19 protein-coding genes and 2 pseudogenes are annotated in these 17,478 nt (G+C 67.7%); 9 read left to right on the plus strand and 12 right to left on the minus strand.

What is annotated here, in order from left to right; genetic code table 11:
* The first annotated feature begins 180 nt into the window (after window positions 1-180).
* Window positions 181-855, plus strand: a complete 675-nt coding sequence (locus Q0379_RS05630; RefSeq protein WP_299005460.1) for a bifunctional 4-hydroxy-2-oxoglutarate aldolase/2-dehydro-3-deoxy-phosphogluconate aldolase — start codon at window positions 181-183, stop codon at window positions 853-855.
* Window positions 856-861: 6 nt separating this feature from the next.
* Complete coding sequence (locus Q0379_RS05635) at window positions 862-1,968, plus strand: sugar kinase (protein ID WP_099538940.1); 1,107 nt, start codon at window positions 862-864, stop codon at window positions 1,966-1,968.
* Here Q0379_RS05635 and Q0379_RS05640 read toward each other — a convergent pair.
* From Q0379_RS05640 to Q0379_RS05650, 3 genes and pseudogenes are all read right to left on the minus strand, one after another.
* Entirely contained in the window at window positions 1,958-2,203 is a 246-nt protein-coding gene (locus Q0379_RS05640; protein ID WP_299005466.1) for a hypothetical protein, read from the minus strand. The two genes, Q0379_RS05635 and Q0379_RS05640, sit on opposite strands and share 11 nt — an antisense overlap.
* 392 nt (window positions 2,204-2,595) lie before the next feature.
* A pseudogene (locus Q0379_RS05645) lies at window positions 2,596-2,744 on the minus strand (hypothetical protein); the annotation flags it as partial.
* A 250-nt stretch (window positions 2,745-2,994) separates the two neighbouring features.
* Window positions 2,995-3,306: a DUF1244 domain-containing protein gene (locus Q0379_RS05650; RefSeq protein ID WP_299005469.1), complete on the minus strand. Its 312-nt coding sequence runs from the start codon at window positions 3,304-3,306 to the stop codon at window positions 2,995-2,997.
* Window positions 3,307-3,377: 71 nt separating this feature from the next.
* On the opposite strand from Q0379_RS05650, the pseudogene Q0379_RS05655 reads away from it, so the two are divergent.
* The 3 genes and pseudogenes from Q0379_RS05655 to Q0379_RS05665 form a co-directional block, all read left to right on the plus strand.
* Window positions 3,378-3,454 (plus strand): annotated as a pseudogene (locus Q0379_RS05655) (hypothetical protein); the annotation flags it as partial.
* 105 nt (window positions 3,455-3,559) lie between these two features.
* Window positions 3,560-4,645: a prolyl aminopeptidase gene (gene pip / locus Q0379_RS05660; protein ID WP_299005472.1), complete on the plus strand. Its 1,086-nt coding sequence runs from the start codon at window positions 3,560-3,562 to the stop codon at window positions 4,643-4,645.
* Between the two features lie 82 nt (window positions 4,646-4,727).
* Window positions 4,728-5,450, plus strand: coding sequence for a hypothetical protein (locus Q0379_RS05665; protein WP_299005475.1), 723 nt, complete (start codon window positions 4,728-4,730; stop codon window positions 5,448-5,450).
* Window positions 5,451-5,453: 3 nt separating this feature from the next.
* On the opposite strand, the gene Q0379_RS05670 is transcribed toward Q0379_RS05665, so the two are convergent.
* Window positions 5,454-5,954: a PIN domain-containing protein gene (locus tag Q0379_RS05670; RefSeq protein WP_299005477.1), complete on the minus strand. Its 501-nt coding sequence runs from the start codon at window positions 5,952-5,954 to the stop codon at window positions 5,454-5,456.
* A complete protein-coding gene (locus tag Q0379_RS05675) occupies window positions 5,954-6,187 on the minus strand; it encodes a type II toxin-antitoxin system Phd/YefM family antitoxin (protein ID WP_299005479.1) in 234 nt (77 codons plus the stop codon). The genes Q0379_RS05670 and Q0379_RS05675 overlap by 1 nt, the downstream gene beginning before the upstream one ends.
* A 206-nt stretch (window positions 6,188-6,393) precedes the next feature.
* Between Q0379_RS05675 and Q0379_RS05680 the strand changes: the two genes are divergently transcribed.
* The gene (locus Q0379_RS05680) at window positions 6,394-7,758 is read left to right on the plus strand and encodes a cation:proton antiporter (protein WP_299005482.1); all 1,365 of its coding nucleotides are present in this window, start codon (window positions 6,394-6,396) and stop codon (window positions 7,756-7,758) included.
* A 9-nt stretch (window positions 7,759-7,767) separates the two neighbouring features.
* Here Q0379_RS05680 and Q0379_RS05685 read toward each other — a convergent pair whose 3' ends face one another.
* Window positions 7,768-7,995 carry a CsbD family protein gene (locus Q0379_RS05685; RefSeq protein ID WP_299005485.1) on the minus strand — a complete coding sequence of 76 codons (228 nt, stop codon included), beginning with the start codon at window positions 7,993-7,995 and terminating at the stop codon, window positions 7,768-7,770.
* A 65-nt stretch (window positions 7,996-8,060) separates the two neighbouring features.
* A complete protein-coding gene (locus Q0379_RS05690) occupies window positions 8,061-9,608 on the minus strand; it encodes a tryptophan halogenase family protein (RefSeq protein WP_299005490.1) in 1,548 nt (515 codons plus the stop codon).
* 181 nt (window positions 9,609-9,789) lie between these two features.
* Between Q0379_RS05690 and Q0379_RS05695 the strand changes: the two genes are divergently transcribed.
* Window positions 9,790-11,043, plus strand: coding sequence for a Xaa-Pro peptidase family protein (locus tag Q0379_RS05695; protein WP_299005493.1), 1,254 nt, complete (start codon window positions 9,790-9,792; stop codon window positions 11,041-11,043).
* A gap of 9 nt (window positions 11,044-11,052) precedes the next feature.
* On the opposite strand, the gene Q0379_RS05700 is transcribed toward Q0379_RS05695, so the two are convergent.
* A complete protein-coding gene (locus Q0379_RS05700) occupies window positions 11,053-12,279 on the minus strand; it encodes a PQQ-dependent sugar dehydrogenase (protein WP_299005496.1) in 1,227 nt (408 codons plus the stop codon).
* Window positions 12,280-12,376: 97 nt separating this feature from the next.
* On the opposite strand from Q0379_RS05700, the gene Q0379_RS05705 reads away from it, so the two are divergent.
* Window positions 12,377-12,673 (plus strand): GIY-YIG nuclease family protein, encoded by a 297-nt coding sequence (locus Q0379_RS05705; RefSeq protein WP_299005499.1) that lies wholly within the window; start codon window positions 12,377-12,379, stop codon window positions 12,671-12,673.
* Window positions 12,674-12,843: 170 nt separating this feature from the next.
* On the opposite strand, the gene Q0379_RS05710 is transcribed toward Q0379_RS05705, so the two are convergent.
* The 3 genes from Q0379_RS05710 to Q0379_RS05720 all read right to left on the minus strand — a co-directional run bounded on the left by Q0379_RS05710 (window position 12,844) and on the right by Q0379_RS05720 (window position 16,088).
* Entirely contained in the window at window positions 12,844-13,887 is a 1,044-nt protein-coding gene (locus Q0379_RS05710; RefSeq protein ID WP_299005502.1) for an oxidoreductase, read from the minus strand.
* 71 nt (window positions 13,888-13,958) lie between these two features.
* Complete coding sequence (locus Q0379_RS05715; RefSeq protein ID WP_299005506.1) at window positions 13,959-15,233, minus strand: MFS transporter; 1,275 nt, start codon at window positions 15,231-15,233, stop codon at window positions 13,959-13,961.
* Between the two features lie 30 nt (window positions 15,234-15,263).
* Window positions 15,264-16,088, minus strand: a complete 825-nt coding sequence (locus Q0379_RS05720; protein ID WP_299005509.1) for a fumarylacetoacetate hydrolase family protein — start codon at window positions 16,086-16,088, stop codon at window positions 15,264-15,266.
* A gap of 185 nt (window positions 16,089-16,273) precedes the next feature.
* Here Q0379_RS05720 and Q0379_RS05725 point away from each other — a divergent pair, with 185 nt between their 5' ends.
* Entirely contained in the window at window positions 16,274-16,645 is a 372-nt protein-coding gene (locus Q0379_RS05725; protein WP_066680601.1) for a BlaI/MecI/CopY family transcriptional regulator, read from the plus strand.
* Window positions 16,646-16,649: 4 nt separating this feature from the next.
* On the opposite strand, the gene Q0379_RS05730 is transcribed toward Q0379_RS05725, so the two are convergent.
* The gene (locus Q0379_RS05730) at window positions 16,650-17,471 is read right to left on the minus strand and encodes a DUF2306 domain-containing protein (RefSeq protein ID WP_299005513.1); all 822 of its coding nucleotides are present in this window, start codon (window positions 17,469-17,471) and stop codon (window positions 16,650-16,652) included.
* Window positions 17,472-17,478 lie beyond the last annotated feature (7 nt).

The following is a 17,478-nucleotide window of genomic DNA, read 5'->3' on the forward strand; positions in this document are numbered from 1 at the left end:
GAGCCCGGCGGCTCGGCCCCGCGTTCCGCCTTTTAGTTTGACGTAGCGGCAAGCCAGTTGTGGCGCCTGTCCGCAACGCGGTCTAAGGGAACGGCCTGAGCCGGCATCGGCGAAATTTTGCTCACGCGGCCGTCTTTCCGGCGCGCCGCGCAAGAACGAGCCTTCGGGAAGGAGTTTGAGATGGTGAAAGACCGTATGGCGGTGCTGACCGCCCTGATGGACCAGGGCGTGATCCCGGTGTTCTACCACCCCGACATCGAGGTCTGTAAGAACGTGATCCAGGCCTGCGCCGACGGCGGCGCGCCCTGCATCGAATTCACCAACCGCGGCGATTTCGCCAGCCACGTCTTCTACGAAGTCACCCGCTACTTCGATAAGGCCGATCCGCGCGTGATCATGGGCGTGGGCTCGATCGTCGACGCCCCGACCGCCGGCATCTACATCGCGAACGGCGCCAAGTTCGTCGTCGGCCCGATCCTGAACGCCGACGTCGCCAAGGTCTGCAACCGTCGCAAGATCCCGTATTCGCCGGGCTGCGGCTCGGCCTCGGAAATCTCGTACGCCGAGGAACTGGGCTGCGAGATCGTCAAGGTGTTCCCGGGTTCGTCGGTCGGCGGCCCCGACTTCGTCAAGGCGGTGCTGGGCCCGATGCCCTGGACCCGCATCATGCCGACGGGCGGCGTCGATCCGGACGAGGCCTCGGTGAAGAAGTGGTTCGGCGCGGGCATCGTCGCCGCCGGCATGGGCTCCAAGCTGATCACGCAAGAGCTGCTGGACGCCAAGGACTACGCGGGCATCTCCAAGAAGGTCCGCGAGACCGTCGATCTGATCAAGAAGGTTCGTGGGAAGGCCTAAGACCAAATGACCGACAACATCCTGAACATCCGCCCGGCTTCGGAAACGAAGTGGGACTGCGCCAGCTTCGGCGAAGTGATGCTGCGTTTCGACCCGGGCTTCGGCCGGGTCCGCAACGCCCGCCAGTTCAACGTCTGGGAAGGCGGCGGCGAGTACAACGTCGCCCGCGCGTTCCGGAAGTGCTGGGGCAAGCGCTCGACCGTCGTGACGGCCCTGCCGAACAACGATCTGGGCTGGCTGGTCGAGGACCTGATCATGCAAGGCGGCGTGGACATGTCCCACGTCATTTGGCGTGAGTTCGACGGCCTGGGCCGCAACACCCGCGTCGGCCTGAACTTCACCGAAAAGGGCTTCGGCGTCCGTCCGGCCCTGGGCTGCTCGGACCGTGGTCACTCGGCCGCCTCGCAGATCCGCCCGGGTGAAGTGAACTGGGAAAAGCTGTTCGGCGAGGAAGGCGTGCGCTGGTTCCACACCGGCGGCATCTTCGCGGCCCTGGCCAGCAACACCGCCGAAGCCGTGATCGAGGCCGTGGAAGTGGCCCGCAAGTACGGCACGATCGTCTCCTACGACCTGAACTACCGCGCCAGCTTGTGGAAGTCTCAGGGCGGCAAGGAAGGCGCCCAGAAGATCAACCGCCACATCGCCAAGTACGTCGACGTGATGATCGGCAACGAGGAAGACTTCACCGCCTGCCTCGGCTTCGAAGTGGAAGGCCTGGACGAGCACATCAGCTCGATCGACCCGGCCAACTTCAAGAAGATGATCGAGACGGCCGTGAAGGAGTTCCCGAACTTCAAGGTCGCCGCGACCACGCTGCGTAACGCCAAGACCGCCTCGGTCAATGACTGGTCGGCGATCCTGTACGCCGGCGGCCAGTTCTACGCCTCGATGATGCGCGAGAACCTGGAAATCTATGACCGCGTCGGCGGCGGCGACGGCTTCGCGTCGGGCCTGGCCTACGGCTTCATGGAAGGCAAGGGCCCGCAGGCCGCCGTCGAGTACGGCGCGGCTCACGGGGCGCTCGCCATGACCACCCCGGGCGACACCTCGATGGTGCGCGCGGCCGAGGTCGAGGCCGTGATGAAGGGCAAGGGCGCGCGGGTCATCCGCTAAGCGTCTCTCGTTCCCTGAAGAACAAGGAGAAGTCCTCGGTCGCAAGGCCGGGGACTTTTTCTTTGACGTAGGGCGGCCTGTATTCGTCCGCCTCATTACGTTCCTTCTCCGCGAGGATCTCGGCGAACCGCAGGAAGCGTTCCTGAAGCTTCCGGGTGAGCCAGGCTTGTTCATGCCGGCGACGCCGGGCCGAACGGGAGGCGCCTTTGCGCCGGGGTTTGCGAGGGGAGGGCATGGGGGAGCTCCTTTTAGGCCCCCTTCCCCCTTCATGGGGGAAGGGCCGGGGATGGGGGTGATCTGCTGAGCTGGTCGCCGAGCCGGTATCGACCGCCGTTGTCACCCCCACCCAACCCTCCCCCATCAAGGGGGAGGGCGCGCGGAAGCCTGCTCGGCGCTCCAGCGTCGAAGCTTGGGGAGGGATGCGGAGCGCCGGACCTTCGTCCGGAGTTCTGTTGTGTTGTTACCGTTTCGACGAAGACCGACGCTCCGCGCGATCGTTATCCGCCAGCCTCCCGTCAGGTGGCCCTGTTCAGGCCTTACCGGGACCCGAGCTTGCGAGTTTCCTCGAAGCCCGGCGGTCGGAGAGGACGAGCCACTACAGGCTAAGACACATCCTCTTGCCTCCAACCACGCCGACGGCGGGCGGGTCTGGCCAGCAACCAGATCCCCGGACCGTTCGAGTATCCCCCTCGAACCTGCCCCGCTCGACCGCCCCCCGAAGCCGCGAAGGTCGCTGGCCGCGCGCCCTCCCCAGTGCTTCGAAGTGAGAACAGGATAAGGCCGGTTTGGGAGGGGAGGATGACATCGCGGGAGCGCTCGTGAACATCCCTCTCTCTTGGAGAGAGGGAGGGGCCCATGCGCAGCATGGGAGGGTGAGAGGTTTCGCCCTTTCCGGACAAGGCAGGGAGCGGAAGGGTCTGAACAGGCTGAGGATTTACGGCTTGCCCCGTAACCTCTCACCCTCCCACGCCTGACGGCGCGGGCCCCTCCCTCTCTCAAAGAGAGAGGGAGTCCACGCCCGTTCCTTTACGGGCGTTCGCCGCGCAGCTTGGCGTTCAGCGCCAGGCTCTCTTCCATTCGCGCCAGCTGCTCGGGCGTGGCGGGCGCCTGATGCTTGGCCTTCCACTCGGCGGCGGGCATGCCATGGACCGCCGCGCGGGCGGCCTCCTTGCTGAGCGCGCCGTCCGAAGCCTCGCTGACCCAGTCGCCCAGGCAATTGCGGCAGAAGCCGGCCAGACCCATCAGGTCGATGTTCTGAGCGTCGGCGCGCATTTGAAGATGCTCGACCAGGCGGCGGAAGGCGGCGGCGGCGTAACGGTCTTCGATGTCGACGGTCATGGGCGTTTGTGTCCTGTGGGCGGCGCTAGTTGTCTCGTTCAGCACCGCTGAAAAGTCCAACACAACCTCGTCATCCCGGCCGCAGCGCAGCGGAGAGCCGGGACCCAGGGGCGGTGCGCGCCGCGCCTCGTCACCCCTGGGTCCCGGATAGCCTCGTCGAGGCTTCCGGGATGACGAGAGAAATGAGCAAAGGGCCTAGAGGCGGCCCACATTCAGCGCGAGAGTGCGCCGCCCCTTTCGACAGGATTCGACCATGGACTTCTCGCGGCTTCGCACGACCAGCAAGGTGACCACCGAGTGGACCTATCCGCAGGGCGCGCCGCTGCGCACCGGCTGGCTGCGGGTCGACACCGCGCCGGACCACGAGCTCTATTGGGAGGAATACGGCCGCGCCGACGGCGAGCCGGTGATGTTCCTGCACGGCGGACCGGGCGGGGCCTGCGCGCCGGTGATGTCGCGCTTCTTCGATCCCGACCGCTACCGCGTGATCCTGTTCGACCAGCGCGGCTGCGGGAAGAGCCGTCCCACGGTCGCGGCGGACGGCCCGGAGAAGGCGCTGGCGCACAACACGACGGACTATCTGGTCGCCGACATCAACGCCCTGCGCGACGCGCTGGGGATCACCGGCAAGATGCACGTCTTCGGCGGCAGCTGGGGCAGCACGCTGGCCCTGGTCTACGCGATCCGCAATCCGGACAAGGTCGCCTCGCTGATCCTGCGCGGCATCTTCCTGGGGTCCAAGGAGGACCTGCTCTACATGTACCAGGGCAACGCGGCGACCTTCGCCGAGGCGCCCTACGGCCTGACCGAGCCGGGCGCCTACATCGCCTATCCCGATGAATGGAAGGCCTTCGTCGAGGTCGTTCCGGCCGAGCTGCGCGACGACATGATGGGCGCCTACAAGGCGATCTTCGACAGCGTTCCGACCACCGAACCCGAGCGCCAGCGCCAGCTGCAGGCGGCCCTGGCTTGGTCGGTCTGGGAGGGGACGATCTCGAACATGATCCCGGCCGCCAGCGACCCCGGCAAGTTCGGCGAGGCCGAGTTCGCGCTGAGCTTCGCCCAGATCGAGGCCCACTTCTTCGCCAATGACCTGTTCCTGAAACCCGACGAGATCACGAACGGCGTCGGGGCGCTGAAGGACGCGCCGGTGCACATCGTCCACGGTCGCTTTGATCAGGTCTGCCCGCTCACCCAGGCCTCGCGCCTGGTCGAGGCGCTGGAGAGGGCGGGGACTCCGCCGGCGACCTATGTGATCACCGACGCCGGCCATAGCGCCATGGAGGGCCAGACGGTGCTGGCCCTGACGGCGATCATGGACGGGCTGCCCCGGATCTAGGATCACGAAGGCGCGCGCGACGGAACGAGCGAGGCCGTTCCGGGGTTGAACCGGCGTGGATCAACCTTGCGAGGTCAAGAGGATGTCGTCGCCAGTTCAAAAGCCCTCCGTCGGCGTCGCGCGCCGCTGCGGCGCGGCCGTGCTGGCGCTGTGCGTGGGGATGGGGGCGGCCGACACGGCGCTGGCGGGCAAAGAGCAAAAGGCCAAGGTTCCCCAGACCTCGGCCGAGGCCAATTCCGATAATCTGGGCTCGGCGGTGGTCGCGCCATTGCGCGACATCAATGTCGTTCGCTCCGAGATTCCGGACCTGCTGAAGAAGGCGGTGGTCGATCCCTACGCGCCGCCCAAGACGGGCTGCGCGCCGCTGAAGGCCGAGATCGAGCAGCTCGACGCGGTCCTCGGCGACGACTACGACGACCCCAAGGACGACAATGACGACGAAAGCGTCTCCCGGCCGGTTCTCAGCGTCGTGGCCAGCACCATTACCGACGTGATCCCGATGCGGGGCTGGGTCCGTCGCCTGACGGGCGCGGAGCGGCACGATCAGCAGGTGCGCGAGGCGATCAAGGCCGGCTTCGTGCGGCGCGGCTATCTGAAGGGCCTGATGAACGCCGGGACCTGCCAGGGCAATCGCACGGTCTACGTCTCGGCCAAGGCCGCGCCGAAGCCGCCGATGGTCGCCGCCGAGCCCGTCCCGGTTCTTGTCGCCGCCGCGCCGGCCGCGCCGCCGGTTCAGGTCCAGGCGCCGCTGGCGCCGTTCACGGCGATCGTGGCGGCGGCGGGCGACACCTCGGGAATCCAGTAGGCCTCACCCCCGCACGAAGATGTTGCGCAGCCACTGGGCGCCGGCCTTGGCGGCCTGGCCCCAGTCCTCGTCCTCGTCGACGACCTCCGGCTTGTAGGTCCACGGATTGAACAGCTTCAGGCGTGGGATCTTGGCGAAGGCCGCCGCGTCGCGGGTCGCCAGGGTCATGCCGTGTTCGAGCGCGGTGGCGGCCAGTAGGGCGTCTCGGCCGTCGGTCAGCGGCACGCTGGCGCGGCGGCGGACCACGGCGGCGTCGATCGGCAGGATGCGTCCCTCGAAGGCGCGGGCGACCCGGTTGTCCAGCCAGTCGCGCAGCGCCGCGCCCTGCGCCTTGTCCTTGCGCTCGGCGCGGGCGACCGCGGTCTCCAGTTCCAGCAGGGTCAGGGCCGAGACGAACAGGCTGGCCCGCGCCGCGCCGGACGCCCAGGCGGTCAGCGCCGCGTCGGCCCGGCCGCTCTTGGCCTCGCGCAAGGCGTAGACGACCTCGGTGTCCAGGAGGTGCATCAGCGCTCCCAGGTTTCGCGGGCGGCTTTGAGGTCCAGGGCGGGCAGGGGCGCCGGCATGGCCAGCAGGTCGACGATCGTTTCGGTCTGGCCGCTGAGCCGGCGATAGGTCTCGATGCTCATCAGCACGTGGGTGGGCTTGCCGCGGTCGGTGACGAACACCGGCTCGAGTCGGGCGGCGCGCTTGGCCTGGCTGACGTCCTGATTGAACTCGCGGCTGGTGAGGACCTTCATCGCGCGCTCGCTAGGCTGGAAATGACAGGGCTGTCTGTAGGTACGTTACTACATAGTGCTGTTCCAGCAACAGAAAATTCGCCAGCAAAAACAATCTGCTGACGCGCGCGTCAAAAACGCGATCCGGGGATTGCGCGGGCGGCGGTTCTCTGGTCGGCATGGCGACAAGGCGCAAAGCCAAGACGATCCATTAGGGGGCCTAAACTGTGTCAGACCTACTTGCCGACACGCTGAAGACAGCGTCCGAGATCCTGTCGCCGCACGGTCCGGCCACGGCGGCCGCGCCGCACAGCTACGCCCCGAACGACTTTTCCATCCACTTCTTCCTGCAGCTGGCGGTGATCCTGTTGGCCTGCCGCGTCGTCGGTTGGCTGGGCAAGAAACTCTTGGCCCAGCCGCAGGTCGTGGGCGAGATGATCGCCGGCGTCATCCTGGGCCCGTCGCTGCTGGGCCTGCTGTTTCCGGACTTCCAGGCGGCCCTGTTCCCCAAGGAGACCAAGAACGTCCTCTATGTCGGGGCGCAGCTGGGCGTCGGCCTCTACATGTTCATGGTCGGCACCAGCTTCCAGGCGGGGCACTTCAAGTCCAAGGCCAGGAGCGCGATGAGCGTCTCGTTCGCCGGCATCGCCGCGCCGTTCGTGATCGCCGCGATCATCACGCCGTTCCTGCTGAAGGTCCCGGGACTGTTCGCCCCGACCATCAGCCAGGCCAACGCCACCCTGTTCATGGGCGCCTGCATCGCTCTGACGGCCTTCCCGATGCTGGCCCGGATCATCAACGAGCGCGGCCTGGCCAAGACCTCGCTGGGCACGCTGTCGCTGACGGCGGGCGCCTTCGACGACGCGGTCTCGTGGTGCGTGCTGGCCCTGGTGCTGGCGACGTTCGGCGGCGGGCCGGGCTTGGCGGTGCTGGCGATCGGCGGCGGCCTGACCTACGTCGTCTTCATGGCGCTGTTCGGCAAGCGGATCCTCGCGCCGCTGGGCCGCATGGTCGAGCGCGACGGCGAGATGAGCCTGACCGTCATGGCCCTGACCCTGATGGCCTTCTGTCTCTCGGCCTTCCTGATGGACGCCGTCGGTATCCACGCCATCTTCGGCGGCTTCCTGCTGGGGGTCTTCATGCCGCGCGGCCTGTTCGTCGAGGAGCTGAAGAAGAAGGTCGAGCCGATCGCGGTCGTGCTGCTGCTGCCGATGTTCTTCACCTATTCGGGCCTGAACACCCGGATGGACATGGTCAACTCGCTGGAGCTGCTGCTGATCGCGCTCGGGATCCTGGTCGCCTCGGTGCTGGCCAAGTGGGGCGCCTGCTACGCCGCCGCCCGCCTGACCGGCGAGAACCACGCCACGGCCATGGGCATCGGCGCCCTGATGAACTCGCGTGGCCTGATGGAGCTGATCATCATCAACATCGGCCTGCAGAAGGGCATCATCGGCCCGACCCTGTTCTCGATGCTGGTGCTGATGGCCATCGTCACCACGGTGATGGCGAGCCCGCTGTTCGAGGTCGTCTACGGCAAGAAGGCCCGCGCCAGCGGCGAGCTGGGCGCGGTCCCGGAAGGCGTGGGGGCCTAAGGCTCCACGCTACTTCTTCGCTTCCTTCACGGCGTCCTTCAGCTCGCCCTGTTTCACATTGCCGGCGACCTGGTCCTTCTTGCCTTCGGCCTTGAGGTCCTTGTCGCCGACGATCTTGCCGGCGCCGGCCTCGACCTTGCCGACGGTCTCCTGCTTGCGGCCGGCCTCCTTGTCGCAGGCGGCCAGGCCCGCCACGGCGAAGGCGAGCGTCAGGGGAAGGAGAAGGCGGTGGGTCATGGGAGGGCTCCGAAGCTTGGGTGTGTCGTCCCCCACAACGCCGACGGAGCCGTAAGCGATCCCCGCTAAGCCAATACGCGCTCTTCGAAGCCGAAGCGGTTGATCTGGGCGATCAGGTCGCGGTGGTTGGGCAGGTCCTGGGTCGCGCGATCGGCGAAGCCGCGGATCTTGGCGAACAGCTTGGCTGCGCCGGCCGCGTCCGGGAACTCGTCCGCGCCGTCCGCCAGATCGGTTTCGAAGCCCATGCCGTACAGGATGTACTGGTAGTTGAAGAAGGCGAAGGTCTCGAGATCCAGGATGAAGTCGAACCGCGCCGGCGGCCGGTGCCGCCATTGTTCGAGAAGGTCCTGAAGGCGCTCGGGAATGGTCGCCGGGTCGGTGTTCTCGCGCCAGAACCGCTCGGGCCGGCGGCTGAGCGCGTAGTGCAGCTTCAGGAAGACGATGATGTTCTCGTAGCGCGCGGCCATCAGCTCGTTGAAGCGACGAGCCGGGGCGCTGACCGGCCCGGTGTGCGGGAAAAGCTCGGCGATCATCGCCACGGCCGCCTCGATCAGCACGACGCCGGTCGACTCCAGCGGCTCCAGGAAGCCGGCCGACAGGCCCACGGCCACGCAGTTGTCGATCCACTGCTTCTCGCGATAGCCGGCCTCGAAGGCGATGCGGCGAGTCTCGACTTCGGCGCCGACATAGTCGCGCAGGATGGCCTCGGCCCGGTCGTCGTCGATGTGGTCGCTGGAATAGACACAGCCCACCCCGCGCGCGCCGGACAGGCCGATGTCCCAGAGCCAGCCGGCCTCGTGGGCCGTGGCGACGGTATAGCTCTGGATCGGCGCGTCGGGACGCGCGTAGGGCGCGCGGCAGGCCACGGCCCGATCGGCGAACAGCACCGGGCGTGCAGACTTGAACGGCGCGCTCAGCGCCTTGCCGATCAGCTCGGCCCGGAAGCCGCTGCAGTCGATATAGAGGTCGGCGGTCAGGCCGCCGTGCTCGGGCGAGACGATGCGGGCGATGGCGCCGGTCTCGTCCAGCACGGTCTCGCCGACATGGCCCTGCAGGTGGCGCACGCCCAGCTCCCGGGCGCGCTCGGCCAGCACCTCGGCCAGCTTGGCGGCGTCGAAGTGGTAGGCGTAGTTCAGCGGGCCCGAAAAATCACTCTCGTGCGGGCGCTTGGGCGCGCGGGCCGCGTCGGCGACGCGGGCCTGGATGGTCACGGCCTCGGCGAACGGCGCGCGCGAGGCCTGGTCCTGCAGCAGCCAGTAGGGCGCGAGGCTGACCCCGTCGGTCGAGAACGGCGCCTCGAACGGGTGGAAGAAGCTGTGACGGCGGCCTTCGCTGGGCGCGTCGCCCCAGTCGACAAAGCGGATGCCCTGCTTGAAGGTCGCCGAGGTCTGACGAATGAACCGCGCCTCGTCGATGCCCAGGAACTGCAGGGTGTTGCGGATCGTGGGGAAAGTGGCTTCGCCGACGCCGATGGCGCCGATCTCGGGCGACTCCAGCACGGTGATCGACAGGTGCGCCTGCTCGGAGATCCGCAGGGCCCTGGCCAGATAGGCGGCCGTCAGCCACCCGGCCGTCCCGCCGCCCACGATCAGGATGCTCCGTCCGCGCTTCATGCGGGATAGATACCAGAGTTCGCGAACGGGGGAGGGGCTTTCGACGCGCGTCGAGCGAGCAGTCGCGCCCATCGGGCGATTGGATACGCGGCCAGGCTTGTCAGTGTCCCGGCCGATGGCCGACAAGTTCGAGGCTTGAGTCTGCGGCGTCGCCGGCTCGTGAGTTTCGGGGGGAAGCGTTATGGGCGTTCTGGATAAACTGGGTCGGCGCGGCTTTCTGGCCGGCGCGGCGGCGAGCGCGGTTGCCGTCGGCGGCCCCGCTTGGGCTCGGGACGCGGGCGTGAAGAAGCTGACCGACGGCCTCGCCCTGATCGGCCCCGCCGAGCGCCAGGCCCGGCTCGTGCGCGCCCAGGCGCTGATGGCGCAGCTGGGTCTTTCGGCCGTGATCACCGAGGCCGGCTCGTCGATGGACTATTTCACGGGCGCCCAATGGAGCCGCAGCGAACGGCCGACCCTGGCGATCCTCCCGCGCGAGGGGCAGGTCGGCATGGTGATGCCGAAATTCGAGGAAGGCTCGATCCGCCAGAGCCTGTCGGTTCCGGCCGAGGTCCGCACCTGGGAAGAGGACGAAAGCCCCTACGCGATCGCCGCCGGCCTGCTGGCCGACCGCAAGCTGGCCTCGGGCAAGATCGGCGTCGAGGAGACGATCCGGGATTTCATCGTCCAGGGGCTGGCCGGCGCCTTGCCGAACGCCAAGATCGTTCCCGGCGCGGCGGTGTTCCGCGGCTGCCGGATGATCAAGACGCCGGCCGAGATCGCCCTGATGCAGGTCGCGTCGGACATCACCGTCGCGGCCCTTCGCCATACTCACGCCAATGTCCGGGCCGGCATGGTTCCGCGCGACATCGCCGCCCTGATGGCCGAGCGGACCACGGCGCTGGGCGGACGGGTCAGCTTCAATCTGATCCTGATCGGCGAGGCCAGCGCCTATCCGCACGGCTCGCGTCAGCCCCAGGTCCTGAGCGAGGGGCAGGTCGTGCTGATGGACTGCGGCTGCAATGTCGGCGGCTATGAGTCCGACATTTCGCGCACCTTCGTGTTCGGCGAGCCCACCGCCCGCCAGCGCAAGGTGTGGACCGACGTCCAGCGCGGCCAGCAGGTGGCCTTCGAGGCCGCCCAGATCGGCGTCGAGGCCGGGTCGGTCGATCGCGCCGTCCGGGCCTACTACGAGAGCCTGGGCTGGGGCCCGCGCTACAAGCTGCCGGGCCTGTCGCACCGGACCGGCCACGGCATCGGCATGGACGGCCACGAGCCGGTCAACTTCGTGATGTCGGAGACCACCAAGTTGGCGCCGGGCATGTGCTTCTCGGACGAGCCGGGCATCTACATCCCCGGCGAGTTCGGCGTCCGCCTCGAAGACTGCATCTATCTGACGGCGCAGGGGCCGCGCTGGTTCAGCCAGCCGCCGCCGTCGCTGGACAAGCCGATGGGGTGAGGCCTCGCGTCACCCCTTCGGCGTGATCCGGATCACCTTGCCGTTGTCGTCGTCGGTCACGACGTAGATCGCGCCGTCGGGGTCGACCTTCACGTCGCGGACGCGGCCGCCGATGTCGGTGAACAAGCGCTCTTCGCCGACGACCTTGCCGTCCTTCAGCACCAGCCGATCGACATGCTGTTCGCGCAGCGAGCCGATCAGCAGGCTGCCCTTCAGCGCCGGGAACAGGCTGGCCTCATAGAAGGCCATGCCCGAGGGGGCGATCACCGGATCCCAGTAGTAGACGGGCTGCTCGAAGCCGTCCTTCTGGGTGACGCTGTCCGGGATGGGCTTGCCGGAATATTCCTCGCCATAGGTGACGACGGGCCAGCCGTAGTTCTTGCCGGGCTCTGGATGGTTCAGTTCGTCGCCGCCGCGCGCGCCATGCTCGATCGTCCAAAGCTTGCCGCTGGGATCGAGAGCCGCGGCCTGGATGTTGCGGTGGCCTAGCGACCAGATGTCGGGCTTGGCGCCGGCCGTCTTCACGAACGGATTGTCGGCGGGGATCGAGCCATCGGCGTTGATGCGGATGACCTTGCCCAGGGTGGCGTCCAGGTGCTGGGCCTGGACGCGGCCGGGCAGGATCGAGCGCTCGCCGGTGGTGATGAAGAGCTTGCCGTCGCGGGCGAAGACCAAGCGGCCGCCGAAGTGCAGGGCGCTGTCCATCTTCGGGGCCTGGCGCCAGATGACCTGGACGTTCTCGAGCTTCGGCGCGGCGCCCAGCACCAGCTTGCCACGCGCCACGGCCGTGCCGTTCACGCCGCCGTCAGCCTCGGCGTAGCTCCAGTAGATCAGGCCGTTGGTCGCGTAGGCAGGGTCCAGCGTCACGTCCAGCAGACCGCCCTGACCGGACGCGAACACGGCCGGCAGGCCGGCGACGGCGGGCGAGAGCTTGCCGTCCTTGGAGAGCACGCGCAGGCGGCCGGCGCGCTCGGTGACCAGGATCTCGCCCGAGGGCAGGAAGGCCATGCCCCACGGGTGGTCGAGACCGCTGGCCAGCGTCTGGTACTGGCCGACGGTGTTGGAGATCAGGCCCGGCGCGCGGGTCTGGTTGGCGAAGGCCGGCTTCTGCTCGGGCGCGTTGGCGGGGCGGGTCTCGACGGGCGCGCCGGCTTGGCCGGGCTGAGCTGGCGCGGGGCCGCAGGCGACGAGCGCGGCGGCAAGGGCGGCGGAGGCGGTGAGCAGGGTTTTGCGCATGGGGCGAGCTTAGGACGGTTTCCGGGGCGGGGGCTAGATCGCCCGCCTCGTTCGCGTGGATGTTGTTCTTTGTTTGTTCTTACGATCTACTGCGGTCATGCGAGAAGAGCGCTACGTCGCGGTCTACATCATGACCAGCCAGCGGCTGGGCACGCTCTACATTGGGGCGACGGGCTATCTCAATCGCCGGATCTGGCAGCACCGCGAAGGCCTGGTACCGGGGTTCACCAAGAAGTATGGGCTGAAGCGTCTGGTCTGGTACGAGCCTCATGACGACATGGTAAGCGCCTTCCAGCGCGAGCGCAGCCTCAAGCGGTGGCCCAGACAGTGGAAGATCAACCTGATCGAGCGGGAAAATCCGTACTGGGATGATCTCTACGACAGCCTGATCTAGCCCTTTATCTTTCGCCTTCCTGGGCCTTGTGCCCAGGACCCATGCGTCAACTCGCTTGGCCTCCGATGAGCGCGCGCCCACTTTGACGCCACTCTATCCGCATACGCCAAGCCTAGCGGCGCCATGGGTCCTGGGCACAAGGCCCAGGAAGGCGGATTTAACGGGTGATCCTATAGAGCAAGTTCCCGCCGCTCATCGCTGGCCTTCCGCGCCAGCTCCAGCAGGTCCATCACCCGCAAGGCCTCCCCCACCGGAACCGGCGAGGGGGCCCCCGTCACGATAGCCTCGCGGACGCCGGCGTAGAAGGCGCGGTAGTCGGCGGGTTCCGGGCTGACGTCGGCGTGGACCTGGACGTCGTTCTCCACCGTGGTCAGCACGCCGTGGCGGCTGTCGCGGCCATAGCTTGGCGCGCCCGGGATCATGCCGGCCTTCAGCTGGGCCTCCTGCGGATCGAGGCCGTGCTTGACGAAGCTGCCGGAGGTTCCGTGGACGGCGAGGCGCAGGTCGCTGGCGGCGGTCAGCAGGCTGCCGTGCAGGATCGCGCGTAGGGTTGGGTAGCGCAGGACCACATGGAAATAGTCGTCGGCGCCTGCGCCGGGGCGCTGAACGTCGATGTCGGCGGAGATCGCCAGCGGCTCGCCGAACAGCACGAGCGCCTGGTCCAGTAGGTGCGGCCCCAGGTCCATCCAGGCGCCGGCGCCCGGACCCGCTCGTTCGCGCCAGCGGTCGCGGACGACGGGCCGGAAGCGGTCGAAGTGGCTCTCGTACTGGACGACCTGGCCCAGGACGCCCTCGGCGATCAAGCGCTGCAGAGTGAGGAAATCGCTGTCCCAGCGCCGATTGTGAAATACGGTCAGCAGGGCTCCAGCGCGCTCGGCGGCGTTGGCCATGGCGCGGGCTTCGGCGGCGCTCAGGGCGAAGGGCTTGTCGACCACGACGTGCTTGCCGGCCTCCAGCGCGGCGATCGCCTGCGGCGCGTGGAGGGCGTTGGGCGTGGCGATGACCACCAACTCGATCGCGGGATCGGCGAGGGCGGCGTCCAACTCGTCGACGACGCGGACGTCCGGGTGATCGGCGGCGACCTTGGCCGGGTCGCTGGACACCACGGTCGCCAGGGCCAGGCCCGGCGTCGCGGCGATCAGCGGGGCGTGGAAGGTCCTGCCGACATAGCCGTATCCGACTAGGGCGACGTTGAGGATGCGCGAGTGAGGCATGGCGTAGCTGTAAACGAAAAGGGCCGGGGATTGCTCCCCGGCCCGGATCGCGATCGCGTGAAGCCAAGCGGCTAGATCTTCACCGGCTCCATTTTGGGCGTCAGCAGGTGGACCACCAGCAGGGCGATCAGATAGGCGCTGCCGGCCACCAGGAAGATCGGGGCGTAGGTGCCGATGCTGTCCAGCACATTGCCGATGTACTTGGAGAACACCATGCCGCCGAACGCGCCCAGCATGCCGCCGATGCCGACGACCGAACCCACCGCGCCGCGCGGGAAGACGTCCGAGGGCAGGGTGTAGAGGTTGGCCGAGAAGCCCTGGTGGGCCGCGGTGGCGACGCCGATGATCAGCACCGCCAGCCAGACCGAGCTGGCGTACGAGGCGAAGATCACCGGCACGGCCAGCAGGGCGCAGACCAGCATGGTCAGCTTGCGCGCCTTGTTGATGCTGGCGCCGTTTTTCATCAGGGTCGAGGACATCCAGCCGCCGGCCACGCTGCCGACGTCCGACAGCAGGTAGATGGCGATCAGCGGCGGGCCGAAGGTCTTCAGGTCAAGGCCGTAGCGCTTGCCCAGGAAGTCCGGCAGCCAGAACAGGAACATCCACCAGATCGGGTCGATCAGGAACTTGCCCAGGGCGTAGGCCCAGGTCTCGCGCTTGGTCAGCAGCTTGGTCCAGCCGATCTTCTCGACCGGGTCGGCCGGATCCTGCTCGATGTGGGCCAGTTCGGTCGCCGACAGACCCTTGGCCTCGCGGGGGCGGCGATAGACGATCAGCCAGATCGGCAGCCAGACCAGGCCGGCGACGCCGGTGACGATGAAGGCCATCTGCCAGCCGAAGGCCAGGACGATGCCCGGAACGACCAACGGGGTGACGATGGCGCCGATATTGGTGCCGGCGTTGAACAGGCCCGTGGCGAAGGCGCGCTCCTTCTTGGGGAACCACTCGGCCACGGCCTTGATGCCGCCCGGGAAGCCGCCGGCCTCGCCGATGCCCAGACCCATGCGCGCGGCGATGAAGCCGGTGATGTGGCTGGCGCCGGCGTGGGCGATGTGGGCGACCTGCCAGATCAGGAAGGCGATGCCGAAGCCCCAGCGGGCCCCGATCTTGTCCATGATCTTGCCCCACGCCAGATAGGCGACGGCGTAGGCCAGCTGGAAGTAGAAGACGAGGTCGGCGTAGTGGGTCTCGTCCCAGCCGAACTCCTTGGAGAGGTCCGCCTTCAGAAGGCCGATCGTCTGGCGATCGACATAGTTGATCACCATCGCCGCGAACAGCAGGCTGACGACGATCCAGCGATAGCGTCCGATCTTCTCGGATGGCTCGGGCGCCTTCGAAACGTCCATGGACCTTGGCCTTCCTTCCCTAGAGTTTTCTTATTTCGCCGGGACGGCGATGCAGTCCACGGTTCCGAACGGGCCGAAATCGACGTGGGCCACATCGCCCGCCACCACGTCGTGAATGCCCGTGGTCGCGCCGGTCGTGACGATCATGCCTTTCTTCAACGGCTTGCCGCGCGCGGCGACCGCGCCCAGCAGGAAGGCCAGGGCCGCCAGCGGCGAGCCCGGAATGGTCGCCGCGGTGGCCTTGCCCACCGACTTGCCGTTGATGAGGGTCTCGACCGGCATATCCTCCCAGGCGATGTCGCGCCAGTTGGAAATGGCCTGACCAATGATCTGACCATCGTTATTGCCGAAATCCGAGGCCACGACCGTGGGGCCCAGGGCGTTGATGGTCTTCAGCGGACTGCCGGCGATCTCGACGCCGACCAGCAGCTCGCCCACGTAGTCGGCGGCCTCCTCAGCGGTCCACTGGATCTTGTCGGCCGGGGCGTCCTTGCCAAGTCGGATGATGAACTCGGCCTCGACGGCGCAGAAGCCGCCCTCTATGGCGCGGAACGTGTTCGGCTGGCCGTCGGTGCGGGCCTCTTGAACCTTGGACTTGAAGATGCAGCCGGCCAGGCGCTCCGCGCCCAGACGCTCGCGATGCTGCGGCGGCACCAGGCCCACCTTCCAGCCGACCAGCTCGTCGGGCCACAGATCGATGGCGATGTCCTGGACCGCGTAGCCGTCGGCCATGGTCGGGGGAATCACGTCGCCCGGATAGCCGGGGACCGAAACGCCGTTCTGGCGGGCCTTGACGAACTGGGGAGCGATAGCCGCGGGGGCGAACGCCTCGCTTTGGGCCTCAGAAACGGTCACGCCGCGGATCCTCCCTAGAATTCGGCTCAAGCCCGGCTTGGCGGGTTTGCCCGAGTCTCTAGTGGAAACCGGTGTCATTGACAATGAGGGGGTAAGCCCGTCGCGGCGCGATTGTACGGGTTTCCCGCGGCTTGACACCAGCGACAGCGCGTATAGCGTCGCCGAGAATTACGGACGTAAGCGCCATGCACATCACCGCCGCCGAAGCTCATGTCATGGAAGCGCTCTGGCGCCGCGCGCCCCTGTCGGCCGACGAGCTGGTCGCTGAGGTCGGCGGCGCCCAGAACTGGGGCGAAGCCACCGTCAAGACGCTGATCAATCGCCTGCTGAAGAAGAAGGCGATCAAGTCCGAGCGCGCCGAGGGCCGCCACGGCTATCGGCCGCTGGTCGACCGCAGCGCCTATGTCCAGGCCGAAAGCCAGGGCCTGCTGGACCGCCTGTTCGACGGCCAGCTGGCCCCGCTGATCAGCCACTTCGCCCAGCATCGTCCGCTGAAGGCCGAAGAGGTCGAGCGCCTGAAGAAGCTGATCGACGGCCTGGAAGAGGCCAAGCCGTAAGCCTCTATAGATACGGCCCCCACATCATCGCGACCGCGCCGAACACGCCGGCGGCCACATAGGCCGTCGAGACGAGGATCACCCCCGCGGCGGCCAGCTTCGGCGCTGGTTTGGCGCTGCGTTCGGCGGCGAAGTAGAGCTCCAGGATCGCCAGGGGGATCAGGTAGCTGCCGAAGGCCAGGACGACGTCGGCGGGGCCGGTCATCTTGCTGGTCATGCCGACGGGACGGCCGTTCAGCACGATCCAGCCCATCAAGCCGACACGCAGGAACCACACGCCGCTGACCGCCATGAAGGTTCGCATGGCCCAGCGTCGATGCCGCTCGAAACGCCGGACCAGCGCCTCGCGCCAAGCCAGGCCGGCGAACACCAGGATAAGGACGGCGTCCAGCCCGATCGCGACGGCGGAGACGAGGGACAAATAGGACCCGCGCGCCAGCGTCATCCACAAGCCGCTTACGGCCGTGACGCAGGCGGTCGCCAGGAAAACCCGGCCGCTCCAGCGGTGCAGGGCGGGGGCCGCGCGCCGCAGCGCCGGGACCAGCTGGGCCAGACCCGCCAGCGTCACGATCGCGGCCAGCAGGACGTGGGCGGCGAACATCGCGTTGCCGGCGGCGTCGCCTTCCACATAGCCGGTGATCAGCGGCTTGTCGTTCCAGGCGGCGAAGTGTCCGGACACCGTGCGGGTCCCGTAGAACGCGATGATGAAATAGATGAACGCGGCTTGGCCCAGCGCCGCGACGACGAACCAGAGCCGGGCCGTCCAACCCAGGACGCCCGCCGCGTCCACGCCTCTCTCGCGCGCTGAAACTTCGGTGCTCGACATGTGACCT

It is taken from the genome of uncultured Caulobacter sp., assembly GCF_937900395.1.
Taxonomy (GTDB): Bacteria; Pseudomonadota; Alphaproteobacteria; order Caulobacterales; family Caulobacteraceae; genus Caulobacter.